The sequence below is a fragment of the Anaerotruncus rubiinfantis genome (genome assembly GCF_900078395.1).
In the GTDB taxonomy this organism is placed as follows: Bacteria; Bacillota; Clostridia; order Oscillospirales; family Ruminococcaceae; genus Anaerotruncus; species Anaerotruncus rubiinfantis.
This window is the reverse complement of record NZ_FKLA01000008.1, coordinates 487,475-506,640: the sequence shown is the minus strand read 5'-3', so window position 1 is coordinate 506,640 and position 19,166 is coordinate 487,475. Positions and strand designations below refer to the sequence as shown.

Here is a 19,166-nt window from a genome sequence, read left to right as displayed (position 1 = left end):
ACCGCCTGACCAAATTTATTTGTTCTTAAAACGCGCCTTATAGCGCTCACCCAGCGCGTTGGCAGAAATAATGGCCGCAGAAACAGTGTCGATATTAATGACCAGCGGCTCTGCATAAATTGTCCTGTTACGATTAACAACCTTATCTGCGATTTTAAAGATATTTTCCGGGGTCGCCTCTACGCCAAGGTCTGAAAGCGTCACAGGGATACCAGCTTCCACCATGAATTGCATCACCTTATCAACAATATCCATGGGTGTATTTTCAAAAGCAAACCCACAGACGATGCCAAAAGCTACCTTTTCGCCATGTAGGTAGGAATGGGTCTCCGGGAGCTCCGCGAGGCCGGCATGAATTGCATGTGCCACGCTGCAACCGGTGTTCTGGAACCCAAGACCACTCAACAGCGTATTGGTTTCGATGATGTTTTCCACCGCATCGGTAACAGCGCCTATCTCCAAGTCTCTAAGTGCACGCAGGCCATCCTCCATAAGCAAATCATAGGATAGGCGAGCAATCGCCATACCTGCTTTACAGCGAAGATACCCTTTTCCGATATTGTTCGGAGACTCGGATCGTTCGCGCGCCTGAGCTTCAAACCATGTGGCCAACGCATCTGCCATTCCCGCCCGGAACAGTCTGATTGGAGCTCCAGCAATCAGGTTTGAGTCCATTAAGACGATGTCGGCGCTGCGCTTGAGCATAACGGCTTCCAGATGCTCTCCGGTGTCCGTATACACTACTGCCAAACCGCTGACCGGCGCATCCGTAGCCGCAGAAGTGGGAACAATGAAGTAGGGAAAGAAAAGCGAATTCGCCACCATTTTGGCAATGTCGATGGTCTTGCCTCCTCCGGCGCCAACAATCAAGCCAGCCTTATGTTCCTTGACCAGTTCTGTAATCCGGTTAATTTCGCTATAACAGCACTCGCCTCTGCAGGCTTCACAGATACATACGGAATCGCTTTTGCTAAAAATATTTTCAATACGCTCTTTAAGAGTCGGAAACAGAAAACCATCAATTAAGAAAAAAACGCGATTGGTATAGACACGGCTATATTCTTCAATCTTGTCCAATTCCCCTGGTCCTTGGATATAGGTCATGGCAGAACCAAATGCACGAGTTCGTGAATCTAGCATTATAATAATTTCCTCCTCGAAATCAATCAGATGTGGACACAAAATACTATCCCATGAGCAAATCCGGCATGAATGTCGCGATTGCCGGGAATATGAGAATCAAAATCATAACCAGCAGCACAATTCCCACAACCGGATACATATAACGAATGACGCTCTTGAAGGGAGCTTTGGTCATATTCATGGAGAGGAAAAGATACAGCCCCACAGGCGGGGTTAGCCCTCCTACCACGGTGGAGATGGAGAACAGCACGCCGAATACAAGCGGGTCTACGCCCAAACTCATAACGATGGGATAAATGACGGGAAGAATAACAACCATCGCGGCCACTGTTTCCATGAAGCAGCCAATTACCAGCATAATACCGATAACGAGCAGAACGATCACCGTCGGATCGCTGGACACGCCCAAAAGGAATTCCTTGATGCTGTCTCCCACAGCTTCCTTTGCAAAAATGTAAGAATAGATATTGGCAATACCCATCAACACAATCAGCATGGCAGAAGAGGAAATCGCACGTCTGAAAATGGGAACCATATCCTTGATCGTCAGTGTTTTATAGAAAAAGAAACCGCAGATAAGGCCATATAAACATGCGATGATACCGGCTTCTGTCGCAGTGAAAATGCCGGTGATCACGCCTCCGATGATGATCAGCGGAGTAACCAATGCAAAGAAGGCGTCTTTGAAACTCTTCCACAAAGCCCGCCAGTCAAAGCGGGCGGCAGGCGGATCAATATTTTTTTTGCGTGCATAAAAATAACAGAAAACCATCAAAAATAAACCAATCAGGATTCCGGGGCCAAGGCCGCCGATAAACAGTTTACCAATGGAATACCCAGTCAATGAACCATAGACAATCATATTCACGCTGGGAGGAATAATGGGGCCTAAGGAACCGGAACCCGCAATCAGCGCGGCAACAAATGGCCGTTCATAGCCTGCCTTATCCAGCTCTGGAACAGTAAGAGAACCGATTGCGCTCATGGTGGCGGCGCCGGAACCTGAAATACCGGCAAAAATCATGTTTGCAACGACACACACATATCCCAAACCACCTCTTGCCCATGATACAAGGGATCTGGCAAAATTAATGATCCGTTCTGACAATCTGGCACCGCCCAAAATTTCACCTGCAAGAATAAAAAAAGGACCTGCCATCATTGGAAAGGAATTCATCCCTCGAACCATTTGTTGTACCGCCATCAGGATTGGTACATCGCTGCAAAACATCAGCGCCAGGACTCCCGAAAGGCCAATTGCAAAACTAACCGGAACTCCAATTACAAGGAAGAGCAAAAGACTAACCGCTGCAAATACAAGCATCCTACAGCTCTCCTTTCTTATATTTGATGGAATATTTGGGGATTGCGCTGACATAAGAAAGCAGCATACTTACAATACCTACCGGGATTGCCAAATAGACATAAGTATAAGGAAGCGGAAGCGCAGCGGCTCGCGAAGATCCAGATCTAACTATCAGATCAATGGAAGCCGGGAAAAATAGAATCAGAAAGACAACGGCAGTTAATCGGGAAATAACATACAGCCAACAACGAGCCTTGTTGTTCTTCATAAAGCCAAGCAGGATATCTACCGATACGTGGGCGTCATCCCGAATGGTCAGCCCAGAGCCAATGAACACCATCCAAATACAGGAAAAACGGATCAGTTCCTCACACCAAGGCGGAGAAGCGCTGAACGCGTACCGCCCAATTACTTGCACGGCGCCCAGAAACAGCATGATGATAAAAAATATCATACTGATCATGGTCTGTACCGTCTCAAATCCTCTATCGATTTTTTCAAAATTTTTCATAACATTCCTCCTGATGATCCTTGTGAAAATTGTTGTGTAGACCGAAAACATTTTCGGCCTACACAACGAAGGAAGGAGAACGTTGTAACTTCAGTTATCCAACAACCTCCATCATACGTTTGACAAGATCTTCCATATTGTACTGTTCGATATATTCATCATACATAGGCTGGACTGCTTCACGCATCTTTTGGCGCTCTTCGGCGCTGACGTCGTTGATCTGCACACCCGCATCAGCAATGGCCTTTTCGGCCGCATCATCGGAGGTTTTGCGATTCTTGATCTGCATTTCCGAACTTTCGGTAGCCACTTTGACGAACAGCTGCTGGATATCCGCAGGAAGGCTGTTCCACTTGTCCACATTCATGGAGATGATAAACAAGCCGCCCATGTGTGCTGTGCGGGAATAATACTTGCCCACTTCCTGCAGGTTCGTATTCACAATACCGACAGCGTCAGCTTCGGCCGCATCCGCAACCCCTTGAGAAAGGCCCGTATAAACTTCCCCCCAAGGCATGGTAACAGATTGGCATTTCAAAAGATTCCAAGTGTCAACAAACAGAGGATTTTCGGGGCAGCGCATCTTCAGACCTGACAGATCCTCCATCGTATTGATCGGTTTGGTTTTACAGATGGTGTGACGGATACCGTTGGAATAAATCAAGAATGGATGTACTCCTTTCGGAATCATACGATTCTGAAGTTCTTCCAGCGCCACCTCTTCGATTAGCGCTTTTTGAGACTCCAGTCCATCATAGAGAAACGGAAGCCCAAATACGCCTACTTCAGGCAGGCTAAGTCCGGTAGACCACCCTGCAGGATCGCTGTGAGTGATATCCAGAGTTCCCATGATGCACTGCTCAATCATTTCCCGTTCAGTGCCCAATTGGCTGCTAGGATAAACAGTGATCTTTACTTTTCCATTTGACTGTTCTTCCATTGCCTTGGCAAAATTTTCGATTGCAATATACAGGTCATGTCCAGGGTTTTGGATATGGCCCAGAGACAGCTCATACACTTCTCCACTACCCGCTGTTTCGGGGCTGCTGGCTGTACTGTCACTGGCCGCGGGCTGATTGTTGTTTCCGCACGCAACAAGTAATGCGAGAGTCAATCCACTTAACAACAAGGCAACGATTCTCTTTTTCATATCAGTGCAGTCCTTTCTTTTTTGAGGTAAAATTTTTGTTTATAGGACATAAGCTTTTGCTTTATCAAGACTTTAGATATTGGAGATCATGGTCTGCTGATCTTTTTATAAACCGGGGCCATTGCATCATGGATTTCCCTATAGATTTTAAATTTCTCCGCATAAATCCCCGCCGTCTCCGGATTTGGAACCACATGAACTGTGGGATCATGTTTCACGCAGGTTTTCACGCTGCTCTCATAAGAGGAAAACATTCCGATTCCCACGCCTGCCAACATCGCCGCACCCAGAGAAGAGTCGCTGTTTTTTGTCATAACAAGCTCTACGCCCAGCATATCAGCAATGATTTGACGCCACAGTGGAGACTTTGCGCCGCCTCCCAGAATATTTGCCTGTTTGACCGTTGCGCCCGTGCTCACCACTCGGTCAAGGCTGTCCTTCATCGAGTAACCAACGCCTTCCAGCACCGCTCTTGTAAAATGCGCCTTTGTATGGAAAAGGCGTGCGCCTATAAAGCTTGCCCTTAGGTCACTGTCATAATAAGGGGTGTTTTCTCCTTGCAAATAGGGATGGAAGTAGAGATCGTCGCTCCCCGGAGGTATGGCGGCCGCCATTTCATCCATCAGATCATAAGCGTCCCGCCCGTCTTTTTCCGCCTGCATCATCTCCCCTGCTGATAGCGTATCCCGGTACCATCTGAAGGAAGATGCACATGATTTGGTGCCAGCTCCTGGATACCACAGGCCTGGGACTAGGTGCAGGTAGTTGATAAGCATGGGATCGTCCAAATGCCGGTCTGTGATGACACAAATCCGACCGGCTGTCGCCAACTTGATGGTGGCGTCCCCCTGACTGATCGCTCCATTGGCATAGACTTCCAGCACCGTATCTGTCGATCCTGTCACGACCTTTGTGCGCGGGCTAAGACCTGTGTCAGCGATCGCCTGCGGCGTAAGTGGTCCGATGATATCCTCGGGATTGATAATCTTGGGCAAGATGGAGGGAGAGAGCCCCGCAAAAGCACAGAGCTCCTCCGACCATCTCCGATTTGGGACATCCATCATCAAAGATCCCATAGCATCGATAAAGTCGGTGACAAAGTCGCCAGTGAGACGGTAACGAATGTAGTCCTTCATAAACAGAATTTTTTTGATGCGTTTATAATTCTCCGGTTCATGATCCCGGATCCACATCATATGTGTCAATGTTCGGCTGGGAGCCGCCACATTAAAGCACTGGGAATATACCAGGTCACGATGATTTTGCCACAGGTCCTGCGCATAGGCCGCGCCCCGATTATCACTCCAATAGATCGCCCGGCGGACGGGCCTGTCGTTTTCGTCCAGATAGACAGCTTGCTGAGACCCCGCAGAAATTGCCAGAGCTGACACTGCATCCGGGGCAACACCGGACTTCTCGAATAATGTGCGAATGCAATAGCATAACGCATCATAGTGTCCATCCGGGTCATGCTCTGCCCACCCGTTCTCGGGGTAGTATGTGGGATATTCACGCTGAGAAATCGTGACAACAGTACCATCTTCTCTGAGCAGAGTCGCTTTTGCCGCGCCTCCGCCAAAGTCTACACCGATTGTATAACTATTCATCCAGTGTACATCCCCTTTCTTCGGTTCTTTTTTAGCAACAGCGGTCAAGAAGAACAAAGATATCCTCAATTTCAATGGAATTCTCTGTACGGCCGGCGCTAAAGATGTCATAGCATCCTGGGCAAGCACAAAGCATCGTCTCGGCACCCGTATCTTTTGCCTGCACAAGCCGCGCATTCGCAGTCATCTTGGTAATCTCGGGAGAGTGTGCAGCTACACATTCTCCGCCACAGCATCTGGTATTCGTCTTATTCAGGAAAATTTCATGCATCTCGGCACCCATAGCGGCAATGATTTCCCGTGCGGGCTCCGTCTCATCCAGATCACGTGCCAGCCGGCAGGGATCGTGGTAGCATACCTTCTGATCGGCGGCTTTTTTTGTAATAACCAGCTTGTTCTCTTTCAGAAGCTGAGCGACATATGCAGTCGCCGTATGTACTTCCGCGGACAGCGTACAATCCCAGCGTGGATAATCCGCCAGAAGAATCTTTGCATCGGCGGGATCCAAAACGACCACATGCTTACAATTTGTTTCAGCGACAGCCTGTGCGAAAGTGTTAGCCGTAGCCTGGACTTCAGCGGTTTCACCAATCAGATCGTACATCATGGCGCCAACAGGCGGTTCGTCGCGCAATAGAGTAAAATCGACACCAGCTTTTTTCAGCAGACTGACAACAGCTTTTGCAATCTGTGGTGTCTTGGCCCGGGCAGTGTCGCCCAGCACAAGCAGTACATCCGCTGTTTTGGGCAGGCCGTCGGCCGAAGCGGCAATATCCTCTTTCTCTGCGAACAGGCTGCCAGTGGACAACACCTGATCAACAACAGGAGCTACTTTTTCAGGCAGCACATTTTGCGCTACCGCTTCGCGTCTTGCCTCCCGGATAAACTTGGCAGGCTCGTAGCTGGTTTCACACCAATCGGCGCAAGCGTTGCAAAGGGCGCACTGATAGAAATCAATAACAGATTCTTTAAAAATTTCCGCACCCTGATTAGAACCATCACTGTACTGAGCCAATATAGCTCTGCCACGAGGCGTGTGCGCCTCTTTTCCGGTTGCCAGACCAATAGGGCAAAGGTGCCGGCACATGAAGCAGATACGGCAAGCTGCAATATGATTTTTTGCATCCTGAGAAAACATGGATTCATCCTCCTACTTATATGAATAATTGAAATGATTGGAGCTTATCGGAAATCCAATATTAAACGCCCATCTTGTAAGGATTCATTATTCCATTGGGATCAAACATTTTTTTCAGGCCTTCGAATACGAACATATCGGAGCCATACTGTTCCTTCATAAACTTACCAAGCTTAAGTCCCGTGCCATGATGGTCATTAACCACACCACCGGCTTGAATCGCAGCATGCAGGCCAGTCTGCCACATCTGGTTATGTAACCGAATAGCCTCAATGGGTTCCACCACCGTAGGATTGTTCACCACGAATCGGCCATACATCATTGCGCCCCAGTCATACCAGTGAGAAAAGTGCGCAAGAAATCTGACGTTGTCATATTTGCTTTCAATGGCATCTTTCATAGCCCAGTAGATATTCTCAATTTTGCTATACCGAGCCAAAGTGTCAATGGTACCGAACATCTGGGGATATGCAAAAACATGGTCGGGATAAAAGAATGTAACACGGCTCTCCCACCACTTTTCGCCATACTCAGAACCCATATCCTCCCCACCATGTTTGGCACAGATTTCAATGGAACGGCGCAGTTCAATTTCCGCAATCTCCCGAGGGCCTTCCACACCCATATTCATAAATGCGCCCTTACGGCCGACACCCACGATTTTCTTAATGATGGAGGTGGTTTCGCTTTCGTCATAGAGACGAATCAACGAAGGCTTATATTCATGAAGCATTTCGCGAACAGCTGCGATACCACTGGTAAGATCGGGGAAAAGGAAACCGCGAAAAAGGCGCGCTTCAGGCAGCTTGAACAGCTTGAAACTTGCTTTTGTCATTATGCCAAAGGTACCCTCAGAGCCAATAAACAGGGCCTTCATATCTGGGCCGGAGGAATGTTTCGGGACAGGAGCAGTGTGCAAAATTTGACCGCTGGGCAGTACCATTTCCACGCTTATACACTGATCTTCGATCTTTCCGTATTTGGTGGATAAAACGCCCATGCCGTTGTTTGCCAAAAAACCGCCAACGGTGCCGCAGGTGATTGCGCTTGGAATATGCATAGTGGAATAGCCTCTCTCGTTGACATACCACTCCAACTGCTGGAAATTGATGCCTGTTTCACAGGTGACAACATTGGACTGCTCGTCAAATTCCAGAATCCGGGACATCCGCTTCATATCAATTGCGATTCCACCTCCGCTGACAGGAACGATGCCACCCTGAGAACCCGAAGCGCCACCAAAGGGGATCACGGAAATCTTGTAATAGTTAGCGATCTTTAAGACCTTAGCAACTTCTTCTGTGGAGTTAGGCCGCACAACAAAATCGGGCATCGGAGGAATTCGGTTGTTGGCGACGAGCATGTGAGAGATCCAAAAACCGTCCACTCCATGCGTGATACGGTCTGCAATGGAGCAATCCACATTGTCCGGCCCTACAGCATCCTCCAATTCGGAACGAATTGTTGTCCACAAAATTTCGTTCATTTCCATTTAATAAAACTCCTTTCAATAAAATATCATTTTTTTGTGGGCTCAAAGTCATGCGCTTCTGCACAAGTTTACCGAAGGTAGAAGTTGTTTTCATAATTGAAAACATTTACGGGTATCTGCAAATAAAGGGAAAGCGATCGATCTACTTACACCTCTTCCCCGATCCTGCGCTCTGATTTTCCAAAAAATTATAAGTGGTTCGCCAAAAAGAATTGGATGGATTCACTAAAATAAGACCAGGACCCGGTGTCTTTATATTAAATTAAGACAATTGAAGCGTCAATTTACTCCTTGCCCAAAAACGTAGTATTTTGAAACAATTTGAAAAAATAAAAAAATATCTCACTAAAACGTATTGTTATCAAACACATTTTAGTGAGATATCCAAACTGCAAGGAAACTGTAATATTGTAAAGTCGATCTTAGAGTCCTACAATTTACGCCAAAGCGTACTCCGGCTAATACCGAGACGTTTCGCAGCCTTTGATTGATTCATCCCTTCCTCTTCCAAAACCGCGCGTATAATGCTATTTTCTATATCTGATAACGTACCATTCAATGCCAAGCTTGGCGTTTCTATTAGGTTGCGTGCAAGTTGCTTTTGTAAAGCGGCAGCAACAGCAGCTTTCGAAATGTAATCGCCTTCTGTAAGAATAATAAGTTCTCTCATAACATGGCGAAACTGTTTTAGATTTCCAAACCAATGGAAATTTCCCATCATCTCAATGGCTCCCGCCTCAAATCCAATGACTTGCCGGCCAAACTGGACATTTAACTCATTCAAATAGATACTAGCTAAGCTCGAGATATCTTCTGCATATTCATCAAGCCGGGGCGCCGACAGAGGCAACGCCCCAATTTTATCATAAATATAGTCTAAAAGCGTGCTCTTTTCAAAGGCATTTTGCGCTTTTGGAATATAAGAAAAAAGTAATCGATTCCTTTTATAAACCAAGGTATTATCAAAATAAGTTTCCAGTGCCAAAGCTTGCTGTTCGGAAAGGCACTGCATATTTTTGATGTAAATCGTATAATTTTCATAGCCAAGAGGAGAGTCCGGATCTTTAAGCAGTATTTTCCATTGTTTATCGTCAATAAATTGACAATCCAGCTTCACAAATGGCGCATCCCGCAGCGCTCCTCTACTGCTTGTGGCATATGCAATCGCATCTTTTCCAGAACCTACTCCGCCAAAAATAATCACGGGGAGTGCGGAGTCCCCGTATTTTCTGGCATTTTCAAGCGTTTCCTTTAGACATGGCGATTTTGCATAAAATGTTTCAAAATTTATGTAGGGCAGATCATCGTAGTTCCGGTAGGTCAAAGATCCTCTGTCAATCTTGCCAATGACATCGCCACGTTTGCAGTAAAATGCCACCAGATTTTTAGATTCGATACAGTGGCCATGGATATTCCAATAATTTTTCCCCACTTTTTTGAGTAGAGAAATGCGCCCTCTTTCCTGCAGTGCGGGAACATACTTCGACAAAAACATGGACAAATGTCGCTCATCTTCTACTGGCAATTGAGGTGTCATATAAAAGAGATCCCCATTTTGGTTGAAAACAAGGGTAATTTCCATGGAATGATCTAAAATGCTACGATACGCCTGAACATATTGCCGGCTCTCGGCAATCGTATCATACCAGTTAATAACCTGCGCTAAAGCAGCGTCTACACTTTCCCGGCCAGACATGACCAATATGGTATTAAACCCATAGTGTTTTGCGTGCAAGGTGGTGATAACATCGCCAATAATTAAGCTAATGCCTTGTTCCTTCAAATCGCTGAAACAATTTTTAAGATCGTCTTCCGAATCAATCGTATGGATTTCCAGAGAATATTGCATCAAATCTGAGATGGATTTGGCGCAATCGCCAATCGCTTTGAATCCGACAACCGCAGATTCTCCAATATAATTTTGAGCGAGTTTGATGGCACGGAGCATATCACATACCGAAATTTGGATTCGGATCACGGGAATATTTGCAACCGTCTCAATAAGCTCCGCAGTGCCTGCACGGGAAATAATTGCAACATAGCCATTATGCTGCAGCTCTTGAGCAATATGCAGGCCTTCGTACATATCTCCAATATACGTATCTACTTCTAAATCAGCAAATGCTTTCGCAGACTCGTTGATGATCTCTCGCAAACCTTCATAGGGAACAATTGCTAACAATTTAATCCGCTTCATTCCTGGCACAACCCCTCTCCGCTTTATATTTTGGGGAATATGTGACCAGTATATCATATATTTTAAAATAAATCGATAAGATGAAAAAAATAATAATATGTTTATATTTGAAACACTATTTCCAATCGCGACAGTTGAAAGCCATCCATTCCTTTTCTATAATGAAAAAAGAAAACTGTTAATTTACCATACAGAAAAAAGGGGTTGTATCCTATCATGAAAGCTGCGTTTGTAACAGAACCTTATCATGTCGAGATTCAAGATATTCCTTGTCCGGCCTGTAGACCTCAAGAAGTTCTGATTCAAGTGAAAAATGCAGGTGTATGCGGATCGGATCTTCATCTGTTCCGAGGGACTCACGCGTTCCGCAATCCTCCGGCTATATTGGGGCACGAAGTTGCAGGTACGATTGTGGAGGTTGGCGCTGACGTCTCGAAATTCAAGGTGGGAGATCGGGTCACGGTTGAACCGCAGATCGGTTGTGGCCAATGTGAATTTTGCCGCAATGGAATGGTAAACCACTGCATACATAAAATAGTGCCCGGTACAGATCAGTGGCTTGGGACATTTGCTGAATATTTTGTTGCACCAGAATCAGTGCTCTACCCTTTGGCGGATTCTGTTTCCTTTGAAATAGGAACCTTAATTGAACCGTTGGCTGTAGCCGTTCATGCAATGCATCAATTAAGCGGCGTATCAAAAGACAGTATTCTCATTCTAGGCGCAGGAACGATCGGGCTGCTGTGCCTGACCGTTGCAAAGCAGATGGGATATAAAACCGTCATCTGTACAGATACGGCGCCCTTCAACCGGAAGTCAGCAGAAAAACTTGGAGCAATCGCACTAGATCCGTCGAAAGTTGATGTCCCAAATGAAGTAAAGCGGATCAACGGCGGCGGAGTCGATGCCGCTCTCATCGCCGCAGGAGCAGGAAATATTCTTGATCAAGCCAGCGCTTCTGTAAAAAAACGTGGAGAAATCTGCATGGTGGCAATGGTCACCGAAAAAATTCCGTTTTATAGCTATAGCGTGGTTCTCAATGAGCAGCGCCTGGTTGGCGCTATGACCTATTCTTCGGAACATTTCGCTATGGCGGCCAATATGATCAACAATGGTCTGGATTTAACAATGTTTGTCACACAAAAAATAGATTTGTCCCAAACCCAGGAAGCATTGCAAATGCTCAGCGAGAAAAAAGGGGACATCATTAAAATTTTGATGACTTTTTCGGAATAAATATGGAGGCTGTATCCATGAAAAAATTTCGGGATATCATGCTCATCAGCGATGGAGATGGAACGTTGCTGGATCAATCGAATCAAATCCCGCAAAAAAACATAGAAGCGCTTCGATATTTTATGGAACAAGGAGGTTCTTTTGTACTTGCTACAGGAAGGCCCAAAAACGGAGCAAGACATATTTGGGAAATCCTCCCAGACCACAGCATGCCCACTATCTATTTTAATGGTGCCTTGATTTACGACCCTACACAGCAAGCTGCGCTGCATGCCGATGTACTGCCTGCCGGAATGCATCGAGTTCTCCAATTTTTACTTGACGATTTTTCGGAAATTGGAATTGAATGCTATACGATCGATCAGGCATTCGTTCTCCAGGACAGCGAAATTACGCAGATGCATATCAAAATGCTTCATGAAACGCCTCAGTATGTTTCCGTGAAAGATATTCCCGAAACTGGAATTTTAAAGATGTTCGTCACCGGCAGCCATCAGGAAACCCGCGCCGTGCAGCACAGCCTGCTTGAGACATTTCCGAATATGTTTCAGGCGGTTCCTTCAGGCGATGTCTTTCTTGAAATCTTTAGCCTGCAAAGCGATAAAGGGGCGGCTGTCAGATTTTTGAAGCAATACTACCCCCAAAAAAAGCGATTCTATGCGGTAGGCGACAACTATAATGACTTTTCAATGTTTCGTGAGGTTGAACAGGCATTTGTCCCTGAAAATGGCGTTCCGAAGGCGAAAGAGATCGGACGTGTTGTAAGCTCCTGTGACACCGGCGCATTATTCGATGTTATACAGTATTTGGATGCGCTTTACTAAGTAAGAACGAATCAGGGGCGAAGTCCTGATAAAGTATGTTAAGCTGTCTTCACTGCCCGATGCCCCGGGCAGGAATTCATATCGTCTCTCCGCAAATGCCCGCCACGTGCGGGCATTTTTGCGTTCCCATCCCAACGGATGCGCATAGTCAACAGAAGTCGTTTATAAAGATGTAAAGAGGCGGTATCGGTACTTCTGGGACACCCCTATCCCCCATTGGCAAAAATTAAAAAGGCAGGGCGGACTTTCGTCCGCCCTGCTCCGAAGCAGTCAGAAAGAACTTATTTGGAAGCCTTCTTGACAGCGATGGCGCCAGCGCCGGCGAGGGAAGCGATCGCGGCCATAACAGCCATGTTGATCATGTCGCTCGCACCGGTGCCCGGGTTGTTCTTGTCGGAGTTGGAGGAGCCGTTGTTCTGGCCCTCATCGTCCTTGTCGCTGGTGTCCGCTTCGGTCACAACAGTGCCGTCTTTGATCAGCTTGTTGGTGACAACGAAGGTGTCCAGCTTGTTGGTGCGGAAGGACAGGGTGCTCTCATCGCCGTCAAAGGTGGCGTTGAGTTTGTAGAGCTTGCCATCCGCATAGCGGTAGGTGTACATCTTGTCGAAATCATCGACGATGTCCTCAACATCCAGCACGACACGGCCGGTTGCGGAGAAGCTCGGACGGCCCGGGAAGTTATAGAACTTGAAGTCCTGGTCGTCGAACTTGGAGAGGATCTCCTTGACGCCCGCGTTGTTCGAGAGCATGTTCTTGGTGGACTCATCGGTCACATTGACGGTGAATTCCCAATCGCTGCCCGCGAGGGTGACGTTCTTGTAGTTGTTGATCTTGGCGATCTTGTTGAACTGGGAAGCGGTGATGACCGGGCGGGAGTTGTCGATCTCGACGACGTCGCCTTCGTCCAGGCCGGTGACATAATCGTGCTCAGCCTCGTCATAACCGTACTGGAACTTCACTTCCTGGGAGAAGACGGACAGGTTGTTCGCCTTGCGGACCAGCTTGACGTTGTATTTGACGTCAACCGGCTTGGTCGGGGTCGCGTCTTTCGCCTCAACATAGAGGTAGTAAACGCCTTTGTAGTCATCGATCTCAAAGGTCTTCATGCCTTTGGTGGAAACCTTGGAGTAGCTGAACTTGTAGGTCTTGAGCAGCTCGTCGGAAACCGGGACGGTCTTGTCGCCGATCTTGACGGTTACCGGGAATTTGTACTCGGTGCCGGGCTCCAGGATATCGTCCAGGGTCGCACCGGTGTCCTCGTCAGCGCCGAAGTAGAGCACGGAAGGCTCGGCGTTCGGATCAGCCTCCTCTTCGGAAGAGCTGCCTTCGGAAGAAGTGGGCTCGGAAGAGCTTTCCTGGGAAGAGCTGGACTCTTCGGAAGAAGACTCGGAAGAGGACTCTTCGCTCGAGGAGCTGGAGGATTCTTCGGAAGAAGAATCTTCGAGGGTAACGATGGAGTTGGTTTCGTTTTCGATGGAATTTACGTCATCAGCCAGAGCAGTCACGCCGACAGACATGGCGGCGGAAGCGGCGAGCAGTAATGCAAGCACTTTTTTCATGTGGTGTTTCCTCCTGAAAAATAAGTTTTGGTTCGGCGGCCTTACGAGCGGCACGCTTGGAACGAGTCTCAGTATACGGGAGAGTCAACAGATTTTCAAGAGGTTTTTGTTACCAAATTGTAATAATTGTCGTATAATATACACAATAAACTTTTATTTAGTAAATCAAAATGTGTCAAATATGATAATTCCCAGATATCCACTCTCCTTTTGTCCAACTTCCGCTAATTTTCCTGTCAGCTTTGTGTTCCCTTCCCCTTTTCTTCCCATTTCGTTTTCCAATCCCCGTATTTGGGCTGCTTTTCCAGCACTCGACCTTTCTATATCCGTGGGACCCCCTAAGGGGTCTTCTTTTTGCGCATCAAAAAAACACGCCCGGAATCTTCCGGGCGTGTTTTTTAATAATCCATTTTGAACGGCAAGCGGTTGTCCTGCGCATAAGCAGCCAAATCATAAAAAATTGAAAACGCATATTTCGCAAGCGACTGTGCGTCAAATTCAGTACAGGATTCACCGGTCGGAACAAGTTTTCCATCCACAATTTGCGCATCCTGTGGATATCCTTCGCTCTTTTGCCAGGAAACAATCGTTTCCCGGTCGGCCTGCCACATCCCCGCGTTGATTGCATCGAGCTCTCCCAGCAACCCGCCGATGGTACCGATCCGCGCGCTGTCGCCGCAGGGATCAGAATAGTCAAAAGTGATCGCCTGATCCAACGGAATCCACAGTTCCACTCCGGACAGCAGCGACCCGCCGCACTCTTTGGACGCGTGTGCCTTCTGGATGACCGGATCCTCATACCATTTCCAGCCCTTCACAACTGTCTGCGGCATCCGCTCCCCAAGCTGATAGCAGGCCGAACAGAGCACCAGACAGCCATATGCCTCCCAGTCGGGCTTGTTGGTACGATAAGCTTTTTCATTATCCTCGGTCCATGAAACAACCGGTTCCCCCAATGCCTGGGAAAGCCCCGCCACGACTCCGTCTCGCCAGCCGCACATCCCTTCAAGCACCTCTTCGGGAGTTGCCGCGTCCCCTCCGTCCTGTTCATCCGGCCGGATTGTCTGGAAGCCCCAGCCATTTTCTTCCGCAAACTGCTGCGCCTGGGTCTTCCAATTGTGGTTATAGTATCGGGTCAGGGTTCCCGCGTAGATATCCAGTCCCATAGGTCTCCTCCTCTTTAAAATGCAATTTTTAAACTGTCGCCATCCACCGAAACGCCCTTTGAGCGGGTGATCGGCAGCTTCTGCCGCTCGGAAAAACCAATTGTCTCTCCATCCCGCAGAGTGACATTCGATGAAAGCACATAATAGGACACATCGAACAGGAACCCGTACAGATCCGCGGGCGCGGCCCTGCTGCCAAGGACCTCGATTTCGTCTTTGCCAAAGGCTGTCATCCCGTAGGTGTAACCGTTCATCCCGCCCTCGCTTGGATAGATGCCGAAATAGATCCAGTCAAGCACCGGCAGCTCATCCGGGCCGTTTTTCATCTCCTGCGCGGCGTCGCAATAGGCATCCGCCTGGAATACCGTCCCGCTGGTGTAGACGCCGATCGCCCCCGGCTGCCGCGATGCGGCGTCGCAGAGCTTCACCAGCAGCTTTCCCGCTTCGATCGCGCTTTTTTCACACGGAAGTACCGCCGTCATAATATGCGCCCGATGCTTTTTGACCTCCGCCGCTCCGTCCTTCCACAGAAAGTTGTTCGCGGCGTTGCGTTCCGCTTCACCGTCCGGAACCGGAGCGCAAATCAGGCTCATTGCCGCCATCATGCCATCCACATCAAAGGCCAGGGTGGTCCTGTCCTCCGATGACGCGGATTTGTCCTCTTTTGGGAAGCGGATACCCCATTCGTTTTCCAGATCCGCGCAGAGCTTTTCAAAATCCCACGCGGTATTCTCGAGCAGGACAAACCCCACGAACGGCCCGGTTTTATCCGCGCCGTCCCGCTGCGCCTCCGGGTCATTTTCCGCGTCCGGGCAGGTCCCGCGGCGTTCCGATTCCTCTTGGGCCCGCTGCATCCAGTATTCGCGGATCATCTCGACCATTGCGGCGGCCTTCTCTTGGGCATCTGCCGGGTCGTAAGGCTCCATCTCACTGAACACGTGGCCGCAGTGCTCGGTTTCGCCCGGTTCATATCCGCCGCAGACCCCCAACAGCCATCTGCCCAGCAGGCTTTTCTTATATTTGAAAATATAGTAGTGCATCTCATGCAGGTCGAACTCCCCCGCGCATTCTATCTTTGCGGGTCTACGGCCAAGCTCATGTTTGTCCGCAAGCCATTCAGTCATCGCCCGCTGCGCTGCAATTCGCTGTCCTTCCATCCTTCGGCTCCTTTCGGTGGTATCCACCCTTGCAAAATACGCACTGCATAAACAGCTGCGTGTTTTGTCATTCTAACACAGACCCGCTATTTTTGCAAAAATTCCCTTTGATCATTTTCCTTCATCTGCAAATGCTAAAACCGAGGTGATGAATATGGGTTCCGAAAAATCCATGCAGGAAGGGGCAAACCAGCCCCGGCAGCAATACACGCTTTCGCCCGCGGACATCAAGCTGCTTTCCGCGCGGTTCGGGCATTCGCAGACCTATCCAAACAGTGTGGTTGGCCTCACGAGCGAACAGATGCGCCAGCTGGCTGAACATTTTACACCGTAAGCAAAACGACGGGTTCGCTTTGCCTTTAAAGTTTCTTCACACATTCTTCTCAGAATGTTTTGATAACCATTAAATCTGTGTCATATCTTTCCTTTATACTTTAAACATCTTAGAAAGCCGCCCTGACTGATGGTCGGAATACCGGATTGGCCAGCGGCGGGACAAACAGCTATCCTCCTCTGGAGGTTTCTATATTTTTTCTTTTTCATCTTTTCTTCTCTTTTTCATTATCCTTCTTTATTTCTTATCCCTCCTTTTAAACAGAGTGCGGCATCTGCCGCGCTCTTTCTTTTTATCGGGATTCCTAAAAAAAGCCTACGCCGGGATAACGGGCCGGAAAGCGGCCACAATAAATCCGGAAAGAATCAAAACGTCAGGCGGTGAAACGGTGGAACAGGAAAAGCTGCAGGAAATTTTGGAGCGCTACGCAAAAATACGCGACACCGGCGGGCAGGAGCTCATCGTGACGCTGCTTCGTGAAATCCAGGACGCGGAAGGCTATATTCCGGATTCGCTCCATGCGCAGGCTGCCCGGGCAATGCAGGTCTCCCCTGCTGTAATCACGGCGCTTATAAAGCGAATTCCCGGATTCAAAAGCGCGCCCTCCAAATACGCCATCACTGTCTGTACCGGGCCGCGCTGCGCGGCCAAGGGTTCCCGTGAAATCCTGCGCGCCTTTGAAACAATCCTGCATATCCGCGCCGGACAAGCCACATCGGATGGCCTCATCAGCCTGGAAACGCAGAATTGTTTCAAAAAGTGCGGCAGCGCTCCGAACGTCCGGTGCGGCCACACCATCTATACCAGTTTCTCCCCGGATCAGGCGGCTTATCTGATCGCAAAACTGCGGGACAGGCAGCCGGACCGGAACACCTGACAATCCCACAGGAGGTATCCAAATGAGTAAAATCAGTAAAGTGCATGCCCGGCAGATCATCGACAGCCGCGGCAATCCAACCGTTGAAGCGGAAGTGACGCTGGAGGACGGTTCCCGCGGGATGGCGGCCGTACCGAGCGGAGCTTCGACCGGAAAATTTGAAGCGCTCGAGCTGCGCGACAACGACAAGAGCGCCTATCTGGGACGCGGCGTCCTTCGCGCAGTAGAGAATGTAAACACCCGTATCGCATCCGCGGCAGCCGGGATGGACGCTGCGGATTTTGTGGCGGTTGACGAGGCGATGCTTGAACTCGACGGCACTGAAAACAAACACAGCCTCGGCGCGAACGCGATCCTCGCGGTGAGCCTTGCCGCAGCAAAAGCAGCCGCCGCATCGCAGCCCGCGCCGCTTTTCCGCTTTCTTGGCGGTGAAGATGCTGTCACACTTCCGGTTCCGATGATGAATATTTTAAACGGCGGCGCACACGCTTCCAACAACGTCGATATCCAGGAATTCATGATCATGCCGGCCGGCGCCAAATCCTTCTCCGAGGGTCTGCGCTGGTGTGCGGAAATTTATCACACGCTGGCGCGGCTTTTGAAGGAAAAGGGGCTTTCCACCGCTGTTGGGGACGAAGGTGGATTCGCCCCCGACCTTGCGGGCAACGAAGCCGCGCTCGATTTTATCCTGCAGGCAATCGGGCAGGCCGGTTACCGGCCGGGGGAGGATATCCTGCTCGCAATCGACGCTGCCGCCAGCGAATGGGCGGTGGAGGGCGGCTACTGCCAGCCAAAGAGCAAACGCGCTTTTACAACCGGCGAACTGATCCAATACTGGGCCCAGCTTACCGAACGATACCCCATTGTTTCGCTGGAGGATCCGCTCGGGGAGGAAGACTGGGCAGGCTGGAAGGAGCTGACCAAGCAGATTGGCAGCCGGGTCCAGCTGGTTGGGGACGACCTTTTTGTCACCAATGCCGCACGCCTCTCCCACGGCATCCGCAACGGCTGCGCAAATGCCATCCTGATTAAACTCAACCAGATCGGCTCCCTTTCCGAAACGCTGGAAACGATCCGCATCGCGCACGAAGCAGGCTATGCTGCGATCGTTTCCCATCGTTCCGGTGAAACCGAGGACACCACCATCGCGGATCTCGCAGTCGCGGTAAACGCGGGCCAGATCAAGACCGGCGCTCCCTGCCGCAGCGAGCGAGCCGCGAAATATAACCGTCTGCTGCGCATTGAGGAGCGCCTTTCCCAATCGGCTGTCTATCCGGGCCGGGCCTGTTTCAAATTTGGATAAGCTCTCGCTGGCGGGCCGGTAAATCCGGCCCGCTTTTTGTCAGGACCCCAAATTTGAGGGATGCTTGAGGATTCCACTCCATCCAAACTTTCCCGGCTCCTTTTCTTTATGATATAATGGTTTTGTGTAATACGGACCATAATAGCTTCGTGTGATGCGATCTGCG

The 19,166-nt window shown here is 49.1% G+C and carries 16 protein-coding genes; 5 read left to right on the top strand and 11 right to left on the bottom strand.

From position 1 onward, the window contains the following. Positions 1–15: 15 nt before the first annotated feature. From BN4275_RS04900 to BN4275_RS04865, 8 genes are all read right to left on the bottom strand, one after another. Positions 16–1,140, bottom strand: coding sequence for a glycerol dehydrogenase (locus tag BN4275_RS04900; protein WP_066454741.1), 1,125 nt, complete (start codon positions 1,138–1,140; stop codon positions 16–18). A gap of 46 nt (positions 1,141–1,186) precedes the next feature. Continuing rightward, on the bottom strand, positions 1,187–2,467 hold the full coding sequence (locus tag BN4275_RS04895) for a TRAP transporter large permease (protein WP_066454739.1): 1,281 nt from the start codon (positions 2,465–2,467) through the stop codon (positions 1,187–1,189). A 1-nt stretch (position 2,468) separates the two neighbouring features. After that, positions 2,469–2,960, bottom strand: coding sequence for a TRAP transporter small permease (locus tag BN4275_RS04890; protein WP_066454733.1), 492 nt, complete (start codon positions 2,958–2,960; stop codon positions 2,469–2,471). Positions 2,961–3,054: 94 nt separating this feature from the next. Beyond that, positions 3,055–4,110, bottom strand: coding sequence for a TRAP transporter substrate-binding protein (locus BN4275_RS04885; protein ID WP_066454730.1), 1,056 nt, complete (start codon positions 4,108–4,110; stop codon positions 3,055–3,057). A gap of 86 nt (positions 4,111–4,196) precedes the next feature. After that, on the bottom strand, positions 4,197–5,774 hold the full coding sequence (locus BN4275_RS04880) for a xylulokinase (protein WP_066454718.1): 1,578 nt from the start codon (positions 5,772–5,774) through the stop codon (positions 4,197–4,199). Next, positions 5,749–6,855 (bottom strand): (Fe-S)-binding protein, encoded by a 1,107-nt coding sequence (locus tag BN4275_RS04875; protein ID WP_066454716.1) that lies wholly within the window; start codon positions 6,853–6,855, stop codon positions 5,749–5,751. Before BN4275_RS04875 ends, BN4275_RS04880 begins: the two co-directional genes overlap by 26 nt. A 61-nt stretch (positions 6,856–6,916) precedes the next feature. Beyond that, the gene (locus tag BN4275_RS04870) at positions 6,917–8,347 is read right to left on the bottom strand and encodes an FAD-binding oxidoreductase (RefSeq protein WP_066454713.1); all 1,431 of its coding nucleotides are present in this window, start codon (positions 8,345–8,347) and stop codon (positions 6,917–6,919) included. Positions 8,348–8,777: 430 nt separating this feature from the next. Continuing rightward, positions 8,778–10,544: a sigma-54-dependent transcriptional regulator gene (locus tag BN4275_RS04865; protein ID WP_066454711.1), complete on the bottom strand. Its 1,767-nt coding sequence runs from the start codon at positions 10,542–10,544 to the stop codon at positions 8,778–8,780. A 216-nt stretch (positions 10,545–10,760) separates the two neighbouring features. Here BN4275_RS04865 and BN4275_RS04860 point away from each other — a divergent pair, with 216 nt between their 5' ends. Both BN4275_RS04860 and BN4275_RS04855 read left to right on the top strand, forming a co-directional pair. Then, positions 10,761–11,780, top strand: coding sequence for a zinc-dependent alcohol dehydrogenase (locus tag BN4275_RS04860; protein WP_066454709.1), 1,020 nt, complete (start codon positions 10,761–10,763; stop codon positions 11,778–11,780). Positions 11,781–11,797: 17 nt separating this feature from the next. Next, positions 11,798–12,604 (top strand): HAD-IIB family hydrolase, encoded by an 807-nt coding sequence (locus BN4275_RS04855; RefSeq protein ID WP_066454706.1) that lies wholly within the window; start codon positions 11,798–11,800, stop codon positions 12,602–12,604. 281 nt (positions 12,605–12,885) lie between these two features. Here the strand turns inward: BN4275_RS04855 and BN4275_RS04850 are convergent, their stop codons facing one another. The 3 genes from BN4275_RS04850 to BN4275_RS04840 all read right to left on the bottom strand — a co-directional run bounded on the left by BN4275_RS04850 (position 12,886) and on the right by BN4275_RS04840 (position 16,486). Next, positions 12,886–14,163 (bottom strand): hypothetical protein, encoded by a 1,278-nt coding sequence (locus BN4275_RS04850; RefSeq protein WP_066454705.1) that lies wholly within the window; start codon positions 14,161–14,163, stop codon positions 12,886–12,888. 398 nt (positions 14,164–14,561) lie between these two features. Then, on the bottom strand, positions 14,562–15,329 hold the full coding sequence (locus tag BN4275_RS04845) for a hypothetical protein (protein WP_066454704.1): 768 nt from the start codon (positions 15,327–15,329) through the stop codon (positions 14,562–14,564). Positions 15,330–15,343: 14 nt separating this feature from the next. After that, the gene (locus BN4275_RS04840) at positions 15,344–16,486 is read right to left on the bottom strand and encodes a DUF4261 domain-containing protein (protein ID WP_066454703.1); all 1,143 of its coding nucleotides are present in this window, start codon (positions 16,484–16,486) and stop codon (positions 15,344–15,346) included. A gap of 154 nt (positions 16,487–16,640) precedes the next feature. On the opposite strand from BN4275_RS04840, the gene BN4275_RS04835 reads away from it, so the two are divergent. The 3 genes from BN4275_RS04835 to eno all read left to right on the top strand — a co-directional run bounded on the left by BN4275_RS04835 (position 16,641) and on the right by eno (position 19,000). Next, positions 16,641–16,820, top strand: coding sequence for a hypothetical protein (locus tag BN4275_RS04835; protein WP_066454701.1), 180 nt, complete (start codon positions 16,641–16,643; stop codon positions 16,818–16,820). 388 nt (positions 16,821–17,208) lie between these two features. Next, the gene (locus BN4275_RS04830; protein WP_066454699.1) at positions 17,209–17,697 is read left to right on the top strand and encodes an NADH-quinone oxidoreductase subunit NuoE family protein; all 489 of its coding nucleotides are present in this window, start codon (positions 17,209–17,211) and stop codon (positions 17,695–17,697) included. Positions 17,698–17,713: 16 nt separating this feature from the next. Further along, positions 17,714–19,000, top strand: coding sequence for a phosphopyruvate hydratase (eno, locus tag BN4275_RS04825; RefSeq protein ID WP_154018826.1), 1,287 nt, complete (start codon positions 17,714–17,716; stop codon positions 18,998–19,000). Positions 19,001–19,166: the final 166 nt, after the last annotated feature.